The organism is Rhizobium sp. WYCCWR 11146 (assembly GCF_013591995.1).
In the GTDB taxonomy this organism is placed as follows: domain Bacteria; phylum Pseudomonadota; class Alphaproteobacteria; order Rhizobiales; family Rhizobiaceae; genus Rhizobium; species Rhizobium indicum.
The window spans coordinates 69690-83051 of record NZ_JACCEY010000015.1; the positions used below are offsets into that span (position 1 = coordinate 69690).

Annotated in this window: 12 protein-coding genes and 1 pseudogene; 2 read left to right on the forward strand and 11 right to left on the reverse strand. The window is 61.4% G+C overall.

Annotated elements, in window-relative coordinates; translation table 11 throughout:
* Positions 1–20 precede the first annotated feature (20 nt).
* From glpK to HX899_RS09100, 10 genes are all read right to left on the reverse strand, one after another.
* Positions 21–1523, reverse strand: a complete 1503-nt coding sequence (glpK, locus tag HX899_RS09055; RefSeq protein WP_138390002.1) for a glycerol kinase GlpK — start codon at positions 1521–1523, stop codon at positions 21–23.
* 150 nt (positions 1524–1673) lie between these two features.
* A complete protein-coding gene (locus HX899_RS09060; RefSeq protein ID WP_011649612.1) occupies positions 1674–3398 on the reverse strand; it encodes an ABC transporter substrate-binding protein in 1725 nt (574 codons plus the stop codon).
* Between the two features lie 77 nt (positions 3399–3475).
* A complete protein-coding gene (locus HX899_RS09065; protein ID WP_003549529.1) occupies positions 3476–3757 on the reverse strand; it encodes a DUF2160 domain-containing protein in 282 nt (93 codons plus the stop codon).
* Positions 3758–3770: 13 nt separating this feature from the next.
* Entirely contained in the window at positions 3771–4592 is an 822-nt protein-coding gene (locus HX899_RS09070; protein WP_138334280.1) for a carbohydrate ABC transporter permease, read from the reverse strand.
* A gap of 14 nt (positions 4593–4606) precedes the next feature.
* Complete coding sequence (locus HX899_RS09075) at positions 4607–5473, reverse strand: carbohydrate ABC transporter permease (protein ID WP_138334281.1); 867 nt, start codon at positions 5471–5473, stop codon at positions 4607–4609.
* Between the two features lie 3 nt (positions 5474–5476).
* The gene (locus tag HX899_RS09080; RefSeq protein WP_171599619.1) at positions 5477–6547 is read right to left on the reverse strand and encodes an ABC transporter ATP-binding protein; all 1071 of its coding nucleotides are present in this window, start codon (positions 6545–6547) and stop codon (positions 5477–5479) included.
* A gap of 9 nt (positions 6548–6556) precedes the next feature.
* Entirely contained in the window at positions 6557–7633 is a 1077-nt protein-coding gene (locus HX899_RS09085) for an ABC transporter ATP-binding protein (protein ID WP_171599620.1), read from the reverse strand.
* 41 nt (positions 7634–7674) lie between these two features.
* The gene (gene glpD, locus HX899_RS09090; protein WP_181292276.1) at positions 7675–9189 is read right to left on the reverse strand and encodes a glycerol-3-phosphate dehydrogenase; all 1515 of its coding nucleotides are present in this window, start codon (positions 9187–9189) and stop codon (positions 7675–7677) included.
* A 120-nt stretch (positions 9190–9309) separates the two neighbouring features.
* The gene (locus HX899_RS09095; RefSeq protein WP_003549541.1) at positions 9310–10083 is read right to left on the reverse strand and encodes a DeoR/GlpR family DNA-binding transcription regulator; all 774 of its coding nucleotides are present in this window, start codon (positions 10081–10083) and stop codon (positions 9310–9312) included.
* Between the two features lie 97 nt (positions 10084–10180).
* A complete protein-coding gene (locus HX899_RS09100; RefSeq protein ID WP_181292277.1) occupies positions 10181–11098 on the reverse strand; it encodes a DMT family transporter in 918 nt (305 codons plus the stop codon).
* 72 nt (positions 11099–11170) lie between these two features.
* On the opposite strand from HX899_RS09100, the gene HX899_RS09105 reads away from it, so the two are divergent.
* On the forward strand, positions 11171–12100 hold the full coding sequence (locus HX899_RS09105; protein ID WP_128406046.1) for a LysR substrate-binding domain-containing protein: 930 nt from the start codon (positions 11171–11173) through the stop codon (positions 12098–12100).
* 256 nt (positions 12101–12356) lie between these two features.
* Positions 12357–13127 carry a hypothetical protein gene (locus HX899_RS09110; RefSeq protein ID WP_181292278.1) on the forward strand — a complete coding sequence of 257 codons (771 nt, stop codon included), beginning with the start codon at positions 12357–12359 and terminating at the stop codon, positions 13125–13127.
* 58 nt (positions 13128–13185) lie between these two features.
* Here the strand turns inward: HX899_RS09110 and HX899_RS09115 are convergent.
* Positions 13186–13308, reverse strand: a pseudogene (locus tag HX899_RS09115) (GNAT family N-acetyltransferase); the annotation flags it as partial.
* Positions 13309–13362: the final 54 nt, after the last annotated feature.

The following is a 13362-nucleotide window of genomic DNA, read 5'->3' on the forward strand; positions in this document are numbered from 1 at the left end:
TGGTATCCTCGGAAGCGGTTCTATCCCGCCGAGGCGTCCGAAATCATTCTGGATACGGCATTCTTCCAGCCGATGATCTTGCCCTGCCGCTCGGTCTCATCCATTGAAGGGCTGAAGCGGCGGTCGCAGGCCCAGGCTTTCGCAAAATCCCGCTTGCCGGGCCAGATGCCGGCTTTCGAGCCGGCAAGCCAGGCTGCGCCCAGCGCTGTCGTCTCGCGGATCGCCGAGCGATCGACAGGGTTTCCCGTCATGTCGGCCAGGCACTGCATGGTCCAATCCGAATCCGCCATGCCACCATCGACGCGCAACACGGTTTCCAGCTGGTTGGCGCCCCAGTCTTTCTTCATCGCCACCAGCAGGTCGAGCGTCTGGTAGGCGACGGATTCAAGCACGGCGCGGGCAAATTCCGCCGGCCCGCTGTTTCGCGTCAGGCCGAAGATCGCGCCGCGCGCCGCTGGATCCCAGTAGGGCGCGCCGAGGCCGGTGAAGGCTGGGACGATATAGACCTGCTGTCCGGGATCGGCCTTGGCGGCAAGCACTCCTGCCTCGGATGCCTGGCCGATGATGCCGAGGCCGTCGCGCAGCCATTGCACGGCAGCACCGGCGATGAAGATCGAGCCCTCGAGCGCATAGGTCGTCTCGCCGTCGAGCCGGCAGGCGATCGTCGTCAGCATCCGGTTGGAGGAGGAAACACGATCCCGGCCGGTGTTCAACAGGGCAAAGCAGCCGGTGCCGTAGGTGGATTTCATCATGCCGGGCTCGAAGCAGGCATTGCCCACGGCCGCTGCCTGCTGGTCGCCGGCGACCCCGAGGATCGGAAGTTCCGCGCCGAACAGAGCCTTGTCGACGCGGCCGAAATCATCGGCGCATTCCCTGACCTCAGGAAGCATGGCGGCCGGAATGCGGAGAATGCCGAGAAGTTCCTCGTCCCAGGCACCGTCGTCGATATTGTAGAGCAGAGTCCTCGATGCATTGGTCGCATCGGTGGCATGCACGCGCCCATCAGTCAGATTGTAGATCAGCCAGCTGTCGATCGTGCCGAAGCAGACATCGCCGGCCTCGGCTTTCTCACGCAGGCCATCGACATTGTCGAGCAGCCAGCGCAGCTTCGTTCCGGAGAAATAGGGGTCGAGCAGCAGCCCTGTCTTGGCGCTGAACAGCTTCTCGTAGCCGTCTGCCTTCAGGCTCTCGCACATTTCTGCGGTGCGCCTGTCCTGCCAGACGATCGCGCGGTGAAGCGGTTTTCCTGACCCGCGGTCCCAGACGACCGCCGTCTCGCGCTGGTTGGTGATGCCGATCGCGGCAATGTCGGCCGCATCAAGTCCAGCATCGACAATCGCCTTACGCACTGTGTCGACGACGGACTGCCAGATTTCGGCGGCGTCGTGCTCCACCCATCCAGGCTGCGGATAATATTGGGTGATCTCCGCCTGCGCCGAGCCGGCCATTTTCATGTCGCCATCGAAGATGATGGCGCGCGACGACGTCGTGCCCTGGTCGATTGAAAGAATATAGCCGCTCATATCCGTCTCCGGCTCGCACGAAGCCGCTCCGCCTGCAGAGGACAGCAGGACGCGGACGTTTCATGAGAGAAAGATTGTGGGTGCCACCGGCTTGCTGCCGGTGGCAGGAAGTGATGGCCGGAAGCCTCGTCGCCTCCGGCCGGGTCCGCCTTACTTCTTCTGCCAGCTCTTGACGAGTTCGTCGTAGTTGACAGTGACCGGCTTGTCCTTCTCGTTCTCGATCTTCAGCTGCGGGGCAAGGTTGCCGTTCTTCACCGCATCCGCGTTCCAATAAGCGAGATCATGCTCCTCGGCGAGTTTCGGGCCGATGTCGCCCTGGACCTTGGCGCGTTCCAGGCGCTGCAGCACCTTTTCCTGCTCGGAGCAAAGCGAGTCCATCGCTTCCTGTGCCGTCTTGGCGCCGGAAGAAGCATCGCCAATCGCCTGCCACCAAAGCTGAGCGAGCTTCGGATAGTCAGGAACGTTCGTACCGGTCGGCGACCACTGAAGGCGGGCCGGCGAACGATAGAATTCGATCAGACCGCCGAGTTTCGGCGCACGGTCGGTGAAGGACTTGTGATCCAGCGTCGACTGGCGAATGAAGGTCAGACCCATATGGCTCTTCTTCACGTCGACAGTCTTCGAGGTGACGAACTGCGCATAGAGCCAGGCCGCCTTGGCGCGGTCGTCAGGCGTGGACTTCATCAGCGTCCACGAACCGGCGTCCTGATAGCCGAGCTTCATGCCGTCCTTCCAGTAGACGCCATGCGGGCTCGGTGCGAAACGCCATTTCGGCGTGCCGTCCGCGTTGACGACCGGCAGGCCTTCCTTGACGAAGTCGGCGGTGAAGGCCGTGTAGGTGAACATCTGCTGGGCGACTTCACCCTGCGACGGGACCGGGCCGGATTCGGAGAAGGTCATGCCCTGGGCGGCAGCCGGTGCATAGGCCTTCATCCAATCCAGATATTTCTGGATGGAATAGACCGCGGCAGGGCCGTTGGTATCGCCGCCGCGCGCCACGCACGAGCCGACCGGACGGGAGTTCTCGTCGACCTTGATGCCCCATTCATCGACGGGCTTGCCGTTCGGAATGCCCTTGTCGCCGTTGCCGGCCATCGACAGCCAGGCATCGGTGAAGCGCCATCCGAGCGATGGGTCCTTCTTGCCGTAGTCCATATGACCGAAGACCTTCTTGCCGTCGATCTCGCGGCCGGTGAAGAACTCGGCAATATCCTCATAGGCCGACCAGTTGACCGGCACGCCGAGATCGTAGCCGTACTTCGCCTTGAAGTCCGCCTTGTTCTTCTCGTCGTTGAACCAGTCGTAACGGAACCAGTAGAGGTTCGCGAACTGCTGGTCAGGCAGCTGGTAGAGCTTGCCGTCAGGCGCCGTGGTGAAGGACTTGCCGATGAAGTCGTCGATGTCGAGGCCGGGATTGGTGACATCCTTGCCTTCGTTGGCCATCCAGTCGGTCAGCGAGCGCGCCTGCTGATAGCGCCAATGGGTGCCGATCAGGTCGCTATCGTTGATATAGGCGTCATAGATGTTTTCGCCGGACTGCATCTGCGTCTGCAGCTTCTCGACCACGTCGCCTTCGCCGATGAGGTCGTGAGTGATTTTGATGCCGGTGATCGCCGTGAAGGCGGGCGCCAGCACCTTCGATTCGTATTCATGGGTCGTGATGGTTTCGGACACAACCTTGATGTCCATGCCGGCGAAAGGCTTCGCAGCATCAACGAACCACTGCATTTCCTTTTCCTGGTCGGCGCGTGGAAGCGTCGAGAGATCGCCGACTTCCTTGTCGAGGAACGTCTTGGCCTCGTCCATGCCGGCATAGGCCGAAGCTGTCATTGCCAGCAGCAAGCCTGCTGTCGTCGTCAATAAGTGCCTTCGCATAATATCCTCCCAGGGTTTGCGATTGCAGTTACGTCTCAGGCGGCCAGTACCCCCGGCCATCTGTCTTCTCCTTGCCGTCACACGTAGCGGAAGACGCCGATGGCGTAGACCACGGAGATGGCAAGAGCCCACCACAGGTTGGGCCCACCGAGCCCAAGCCATGCAAGATGAATGAAAGCGCTGCCCAGCAGCGAAATGAAGAGCCGGTCGCCGCGCGTCGTCTCGAACCGCAGCACGCCCGTGCGCGGCGAGCCGCCCGGCGAAAAATATTCCCAGACGCTCATGGCGATCAGAAGCGCCAGGATCGTCAGGAAGAACAGCGTCGTCGGCAGCGTCCAGGCCATCCAGGAAAAATTCATGACCGTCTCCTCCTCAAACGCGCCCGAGCGCGAAGCCCTTGGCGATGTAGTTGCGGACGAAATAGATGACGAGCGCGCCCGGAATGATGGTGAGCACGCCAGCCGCCGCCAGCACGCCCCAGTCCATGCCCGAGGCGGAGACCGTTCGCGTCATGATCGCCGAGATCGGCTTTGCCGCCGTCGTCGTCAGCGTGCGGGCCAGCAGCAGCTCGACCCACGAGAACATGAAGCAGAAGAAGCCCGCGACGCCGACGCCGCTCGCAATCAGCGGAATGAAGATCTTGATGAAGAAACGCGGGAAGGAATAACCGTCGATATAGGCGGTTTCGTCGATCTCCTTCGGCACACCGGACATGAAACCTTCGAGGATCCAGACGGCGAGCGGCACGTTGAACAGGCAGTGGGCAAGGGCCACGGCGATGTGCGTGTCGATCAGGCCGAAGGCCGAATAGAGCTGGAAGAACGGCAGCGCGAAGACCGCCGGCGGCGCCATGCGGTTGGTCAGCAGCCAGAAGAACAGGTGCTTGTCGCCGAGGAAGCGGTAGCGCGAGAAGGCATAGGCTGCCGGCAGCGCCGCCGCGACCGAGATCACCGTGTTCATCACCACATAGATGATCGAGTTGATATAGCCGTTATACCAGGATGGATCGGTGAAGATGACCGTGTAGTTGCGCAGCGTCGGGTTCGTCGGCCAGAGCGAGAAAGCGCCGGTGATCTCCGAATTCTCCTTGAAGCTCATATTGACGAGCCAGTAGATCGGCAGGATCAGGAAGACGATGTAGATCGTCGGAACGAGCCAGGAGAGGCTGCCTGCAGGTTTGTATTTGTTGCTCATATCTCGCCTCCCTTTCAGCTCGCGTCGTCGCTGCTGGTCATCACGGTGTAGAACACCCATGAGAGCAGCAGGATGATGAGGAAGTAGATGATCGACATTGCCGCCGCCGGGCCAAGATCGAACTGGCCGACTGCCGTCTTCACGAGGTCGATGGAAAGGAAGGTCGTCGAGTTGCCAGGCCCGCCGCCGGTGACGACGAAAGGCTCGGTATAGATCATGAAACTGTCCATGAAGCGCAGGAGGACGGCGATCAGCAGCACCCGCTTCATCTTCGGCAGCTGAATGTAGCGGAAGACGGACCAGCGCGAGGCGCCATCGATCTTGGCCGCCTGGTAATAGGCATCGGGGATCGAGACCAGGCCGGCATAGCAAAGCAGCACGACGAGGCTTGTCCAGTGCCAGACGTCCATGACGATGACGGTCACCCAGGCATCGATCGGATCGCGGACATAATTATAGTCGAGGCCGATCGCTTCGAGGGTGTGGCCGAGCAGGCCGATATCGACGCGTCCGAAGACCTGCCAGATGGTGCCGACGACGTTCCACGGAATGAGCAGCGGCAGCGCCATCAGCACCAGGCAGACGGGAACGCCCGGTCCTGATTTCGGCATGTTGAGCGCGATGAAGATGCCAAGCGGAATCTCCAGCGCCAGGATGATGAAGGAGAACAGCAGATTGCGCTGCAGCGATTCCCAGAAGCGGTCGGAATGCAGGGTCTGGACGAACCAGTCGGTACCAGCCCAGAAGAACTCGTTGTTGCCGAACGTATCCTGCACCGAATAGTTGACGACGGTCATCAGCGGGATGACGGCCGAAAACGCCACGAGCAGCAGCACCGGCAGGACCAGAAACCAGGCTTTGTTATTCCACGTCTTCTGCATGGCTCAGGCCTCCCTGCCGACACGCCAACTGTCGGCGTAGATGCTGATGGCGGACGGATCGAAGGTGACGCGGGCATCCGCGGGAATGTCGGCGTCTTCAGGCACGACGATGGCGATCGGCTGGCCGGCAAAGCGGGCGCGCACGATCTTCTGCCGGCCGATATCCTCGACCTTGCTGATCGTGACCTGCATGCCCTCCCGTCCGAGACGAATGAATTCGGGGCGGATGCCGAGCTCGGTTTTGGCGGTGCCTGACGTCTTCGGCGCGTAATCGAGCGTCAGGGTCTCGTCTCCGACCGCCACAGTGCTGCCCTCGATCCTGGCCGGCATGAAATTCATGCCCGGCGAACCGATGAAATAACCGACGAAAGTATGGCTCGGCCGCTCGAAGAGCTCGGCCGGCGTGCCGATCTGGACGATCTGGCCGTCATACATGACGACGACCTTCTCGGCGAAAGTCAGCGCCTCGGTCTGGTCGTGGGTGACATAGACCATGGTAAAGCCGAACTGCTTGTGCAGCCGCTTCAGCTGCGAACGCAGCACCCATTTCATATGCGGATCGATGACGGTCAGCGGCTCGTCGAACAGGATGGCGTTGACGTCGTTGCGCACCAGTCCGCGGCCGAGCGAAATCTTCTGCTTCTGGTCGGCCGTCAGGCCCTGCGCCTTGCGCCTGGCCCAGCTGGCAAGATCGATCATTTCGAGGATGTCGCGGACACGCCGGTCGACATCCGCCTCGGCCACACCGCGGTTGCGCAGGGGAAAGGCGAGATTGTCGTAGACGGTCATCGTGTCGTAGATGACGGGAAACTGGAACACCTGGGCGATGTTGCGGCTCTGCGTCGAAAGGTTCGTGACATCGTTGCCGTCGAACAGGATGCGGCCATGCGAGGGCTGCAGCAGGCCGGAGATGATGTTGAGCAGCGTGGTCTTGCCGCAGCCGGAGGGGCCAAGCAGCGCATAGGCGCCGCCATCGTTCCATTCGTGGTCGACTTCCTTCAGCGAATAATCCTTGTCGGACTTCGGATTGGCGCCGTAGGCGTGGCGGATATGGTCGAGCGTGATGCGTGCCATTGTGCTCTCCTATACCTTTCCGGCCGCAGCGATGGCGCGGCCGTCGCTGCCGAAGGCCATCAGATGGCGGGTGTCGAGAAAAGCTTCGACCTCCATGTCGGGATCGATGTCGTGAATGCCATGCGCCAGCATGACCCAGCGCACACCGTCATATTCCAGGTGAACGAAGCTCTCCGAGCCGGTGATCTCGGAAACCAGCGTGCGCGCCTGCAGGCGAGCCGCGTCGCCGGTCTGCGGCGCAAGGCCGAGATGGTGCGGGTGAAAGGCGATGGTGACAGGACCATCCGGCACGACGGCCAGATGCGAGGGAACCGAGATCGTGACCCCGCTCGGACGCGTGAACACGTTGCCTGATTTCGTCACGTCGAGGGTGTTCAGCGGCGGATCGGCGAAAATGCCGGCGGTAGCGAGATTGACGGGTCGGCGATAAACCTCGATCGTCGGCCCGAACTGAGTCACCCGGCCCTGGTTCAGCGTTGCGGTATTGCCGCCAAGCAGGAGCGCCTCGGAAGGCTCGGTCGTCGCATAGACGAAGATCGCGCCGGATTGGGCAAAGATCTTCGGCAGTTCCTCGCGCAGTTCCTCACGCAGCTTGTAATCGAGATTGGCGAGCGGCTCGTCCATCAGCACGAGGCTGGCATTCTTGACGAGTGCGCGAGCGAGCGCGGTGCGCTGCTGCTGGCCGCCGGACAGATTGAGCGGGGTGCGGTCGAGATAGGGCGTGAGCTTCAACAGCTCGGCCGCCTTGCGCACCTCACGGTCGATCGTGGCACCATCCTTGCCCGATATGCGCATCGGCGAGGCGATGTTGTTGTAGACGGTCAGTGCCGGATAGTTGATGAATTGCTGGTAGACCATGGCGACGTTGCGCTTCTGCACCGGCATGCCGGTGACGTCAGTGCCGTCGAAATGGATCGAGCCGCCGGTCGGCCGGTCAAGCCCCGCCATCAGCCGCATCAGAGAGGTCTTACCCGCGAGCGTCGGCCCGAGCAGGACGTTCAGCGTGCCTCGCTCGAGAACCAGATCGGTCGGATAGATATGATAGTCCGCGCCCACCATCTTGGCAGCGTTTCGCAGTTCCAGCATTCCGATTCCCGTGCCTCCACGCATCGGGGACCACATGACTCCTACCCGGCCATCGCCGGCATGGCAGCCATGTACTCCTCCAGTGACTGGGCCTGCTCCTTCGAAAGGCGCAGACCATCCTTTGTTCTCCTCCACAGCACGTCTTCGGCGTGCCGGGCCCATTCATGTTCGACGAGATAGGTGACCTCTGCCTCGTAGAGATCGCCGCCGAACAGCCGTCCGAGATCGTCGATGCCGCTGGCATCGCCAAGCAGCGCCTCGGCCCTGGTGCCATAGCGGCGCACCAGCCGGCGGGCATGCCGATCGGCGAGGAACGAATAACGCCGCTTCAGCTTGGCGACCTCCGCTTCGTAACCCCTGACCGCGAAGTCGCCGCCCGGCAGATGGCTTTTGGCCGTCCACGGGGCGCCTTTGGCGCCGATCGAAGCACCGATCTTCTCCAGCGCATGTTCGGAAAGCCGGCGATAGGTGGTGAGCTTGCCGCCGAAGACGTTGAGCAGAGGCGCAGCGTCACCTTCGCCTTCCAGCTTCAGCACATAGTCACGCGTCGCCTCCTGCGCCTTCGAGGCGCCATCATCATAAAGTGGCCTGACCGCAGAATAGGTCCAGACGATATCCTCCGGCCTGACCGGCTCCTTGAAATATTCAGACGCTGCATTGCAGAGATAGATGGTCTCCTCCTCGGAGATCCGGACATCCCGGGGATCGGCGGTATAGTCGCGATCCGTGGTGCCGATCAGGGTGAAGTCGCCCTCGTAGGGGATGGCGAAGATGATGCGGTTATCGGGATTCTGGAAGAAATAGGCTCTCACATCGTCGAATTTCTTCTTCACGACGATATGGCTGCCCTGGACGAGGCGGACATGATGGGCTTCGTTCTGGCCGATGGCGGAACGAATGACATGGTCGACCCAGGGACCGGCGGCATTGACCAACATGCGGGCTTGATGGTTGTCATTGCGACCGGTGAGGGTATCGGTGGTCTCGATATGCCACAGGCCATTCTCGCGCCTTGCCGACACCACCTTGGTGCGCGGCATGATCAGCGCGCCCTTGTCGGCGGCATCGCGGGCGTTCAGCACCACCATGCGGGCATCGTCGACCCAGCCGTCGGAATATTCGAAGGCCTTGGAAAACAGCGCCTTCAGCGGCTTGCCGGCCGGATCGCGGCGCATGTCGAGCACGGCTGTCGGCGGCAGCAGCTTGCGACCGCCGAGATGATCGTAAAGGAAGAGGCCAAGCCGGATCAGCCAGGCCGGACGGATACCGCCCTTGTGGTAGGGCAGTACGAAACGCAGCGGCCAGATGATGTGCGGCGCCATCGCCCAGAGGATCTCGCGCTCCATCAGCGATTCACGCACCAGGCGGAACTCGTAATGCTCGAGATAACGCAGGCCGCCATGGATCAGCTTGGTGGCGCCCGACGAGGTACCCGAGGCGAAATCGTTCATTTCCGCCAGCGCCACCGAATAACCGCGCCCGACGGCGTCGCGCGCAATGCCGCAGCCGTTGATGCCGCCACCGATGACGAATATGTCGTGAATATTTCGGCCCAATTCCCCCTCCGAGCCCGCCGTCGATTTCGCATCGCACAAAACTTGCGCAATTGCGAAAGTAACAACAGTTAAAACGAAAGGAATACGAATGTCAAACGAATGTTTGCGAGGGACCGCTGTCTAGCGAAATCTGCCGTTCGTTTCGATCAGTTTCACATTGTTTTCGAGGCAGAGATTGCGGATCGACGGCACCGGACAGTGATCGGTGATGAAGGTATGAACCTGGGAAAGCTGGCCGATCCTGACTGGTGCGGTGCGTTCGAACTTCGTCGAATCGGCAACGAGAATGACATGTCGGGCATTGGCGATGATGGCCTGGGCGACCTTCACTTCGCGAAAATCATAGTCGAGAAGCGCGCCGTCGATATCGATCGCCGACGCGCCGATCACGGCGTAGTCGACCTTGAACTGGCGGATGAAATCGACGGCCGCCTCGCCGACAATCCCGCCGTCCGAACCCCGCACGACGCCGCCGGCAATGACGACCTCGATCGCCGGGAAAAGACGTAACCTATTGGCAACATTGATATTATTGGTGATGACCATCAGCTCGTGATGGTCGGCGAGCGCCTCGCCCACCGCCTCGGTCGTCGTTCCGATATTGATGAAGAGCGAGGCCCCGCTCGGGATCAGCTCGACCGCGGCAATGCCGATCGCCTGTTTCTCGGAAGCGGCGATCTGGCGGCGTGCTTCGTATTTGACGTTCTCCGTCCCGCTCGGGAATGTGGCGCCGCCATGGATGCGTGTCAGCACCTGCGCATCACAGAGATCGTTGAGGTCCTTGCGGATCGTCTGCGGCGTCACCGAAAAGCGGGAGGCGAGCTCCTCGACCAGCACCCTGCCGCTCGACTTCGCAATCGCCACGATTTCAGTTTGCCGGTCGGTCAAGAACATGAGCGCGCGCCTTTCGATCTGCTTTCGTTTTAAAGAAAGCGAACGGCTGCGCAATGCCTAACTGTTACCAGGCCGCCTTCACGGCCTGAATTCGACGCTACCGCTTCCGCATCACGTTGACGACGAGCACGCCGAGGATTGCCATGACGCCACCGACCGCGCCCAACGCCGTCGGCGTTTCGCCCAGCCAGACGAACCCGATCAGCGTGGCGACCGGGGGAACGCCGTAGAGGAAATTCGAGGCACGGGCGGCCGTCAGCCGCTTCAGGGCGATTGCCCAGGTGAGGTAGCCGATCGCGGTCGGAAAGATAACGAGATAGGCAACGCCCCAGTTCACCTCCGCCGGTGCGGCGGCCAGCGCCTGAATCGTCGCCGGGACGGCCGGAAACAGCGGCACGGAACCGATGAGCAGGATCCAGGCAGTGACGGCAAGCGCCGGCAAGCGCCCGAGCAGCGGCTTCTGCAGCACGCTGGCGATCGCCGAGCAGAGCGCTGCGCCAAGGATGAGGACGGCATTCGGATCGAGCTGGAAGCCGCCGTCGGAAGCGACCGCAATCAGCGCCACGCCGCCAAAGGAAACCGCGGTGCCCACCCAGCCCCAGCGGCCGAAGCGCTCGCCGAGCGCGAATGTGGCAATGAGGGCGGTGAAGACGGGCATGGTGTTGATGATGAAGCTCGCCGGTCCTGCCGCAACGGTCTGCTCGCCGGTGTTCAGCAGAACCGCATAGGCGGCGATGAAGAGCACGGCGGCAACGGAGAGGCGGAAAAAATCGCGTTTTTCCGGCATCGGCCGATAGATGACGAGATAGACGAGGGCGATGACGCCGGCTGCCACATAGCGCGCCGTCGCCAGTTCGATCGGCGTCAGTGGTCCGAGACAGATGCGGATCACCACGAAGGAGGAAGCCCAGGAGAGGATGGTGACGACGATCGCCGCAAAGGCCACCAAATCGAACCCGCCTTGCTGTTTCATCGAAACCGGTACGCTTGCCGCCATGCTCATTTTCGCCTCCATATGTTCCTGCGACAGTGATTAGGCCTTCGATGCGTGCTTGAAAAGCATCGCAATCGATGATCAAATGTGCGTATGGTTCACAGCTCGCCAGTGCTTCCGCCGCTCGATACGCTCGAGACCTTTGCCCGCGCCGCCCGGCTCGGATCGTTTTCGGCTGCGGCCGAGGAAAGCGGCATCACCCACGGCGCAGTGTCGCGGCAGGTCTCGCGCCTGGAGCGCTGGATGGGCGTGCGCCTGTTTGCCCGCGAAGCCCGAGGCGTGCGCCTGACGCCGGAAGGCATGCGGTTTTTCGCGCGGGCGGAAGAAGCACTTACGCTGCTCGGCAATAGCGGCGAACGCTGGCTGCCTCGCCGCAACAAGGCGGTGGTGCGCCTTTCGGTGACGCCCTCTGTCGCCTCGCTATGGCTGTTTCAACGCCTGCCGAAGCTCGAAGGAAACGAGCTGCATGTCGAGCTGACGCTCGAACACCGGCTGGCGGATTTTGGCGAAGGCACGGATCTTGCCATTCGCTGCGGCAAGGGACCATGGGCCGGCGTGCGCGCCCTGCCGCTCTGGCAGGAGAAATCGTTTCCGATCGCCGCCCCGGCGCTGGCGGAGCGGCTCGGGCAGCGTTCCGATGCCTCGGCGCTGCTCGATCTGCCGATCCTACACGATTCGAATATCGAAGGCTGGCGGCGCTGGCTCTCCCGTGAGGGCGTCGACTATATACCCCGCGGCCACGATCGGCGCTTCGAGGACTACAATCTGGTGATCGATGCCTGCGCCCAGGGCCTCGGAATCGCGCTCGCGCGGCCGCCGCTGTCGGATGCCGCGCTGGCCACCGGGCGCGTCGTCGCCGTATCCGAGCGGACGCTCGATTACCATGTGGCCTTTCACCTGATTAGACCGGACGAGGCCCTTAGAAGCCCTGCCATCGAATTCGCCAGCCGCTTCCTGCGCGAGGCCGGCCATGACGAGACGACGATCGCTACTTTTATCGCACCCGGCCGAGCGAAAGCGTAGGCGGATCGGACGGCCCGCGCTGAGATCGAGCCAGTTGATCTCAGAGTAGACAAACGACGGCATCGCCGATGCGCAGGCCAAGGGAAAGAACCGCGGCGCCAGCCACTCGATACCAAGAAAGTCGAGGCCGCTGTGAAGCTTTTTAGTGCTGGAACTTCGCCGTCGGAAACTGCGATGCAACTTGGCCTAGCCGCTCAACTCTCTATCGCGGATGCACCGGCTAGGTGTCAGACGCTCCGAGCAACTGGATTTTCTTATGATACGCAACTCCTCGCAAAGCAATATCCCGAAACACACGGTACGATCCGATGCAGAAAAAGCGCGCATTTGTGCCGCTAACAATGCAGACCTGTATCAGGCGATGTTCCGTGCCCATGGACTGCCTGATCAGCGAACCAGTGCATTTTGGTCAAGCGATGCGATCGCACCCCCCTACTATTCCAACATGACGACACTCGACCCGGATGCAACAGAGGAACAGCTGATTGAAATCGGTCGGCTGACAGATCGGCTAGGACGGCGACCTGGTTTCAAAGACGGGTTTTCCAGGCTCGATCTCGTCAACAAAGGGTTCCAGTTGTTGTTTTCCGCATCATGGATTTGGGCTGAACCTCGCGGAATTTCAGTGCGTGCGCCTCAGGATTGGGCACGCATTCGCGATGCAGCGGCACTGGAGCGCTGGGAACATTCCTGGAAAGCGTCTGGTAGCCAGACCGATGCCAACGTCTTCACACCGGCCCTGCTTTCCGATCCCAACATACATATCTATGGCCGATGGGCCGGCGACGGTTTTGATGCGGGCTGCATCGTAAATCGATCAACCGCGGCTGTAGGGATCTCCAATATCTTTAACTTGACTGGTGCGCTGCAGGCCTTCAGGGATGCCATGTCGTTGGCCACTATCGCCTTTTCACCCGAAGTGCCGCTAGTCGGCTATGACAGTGGCGCAACGCTAAACGAAATGACAAAGCTGGGCTTCAGGTCAGTCGGCAAACTGAGGATTTGGCTACCTGACGACGGTTCCTAAGGGTCTTTCTCTATTTGTTATCCAGTAGCTTAGTTTGATGGGAAACCAACGCTCGCCCTCTATAGTGCTCCGGCGGCGTGCCGTAGATATCCCAGATCTTCAGATAGTGCCCGACCAGGATCTCGTCCTCGCCGGGCATTGCCATTCGAATATTCATCATGTCGTGATCCGGCTTGGGCATGCGAGGAACCGCGCCTCAGACGAGATGACGTCCCCTGCCGCGTCGCGGCAGGGG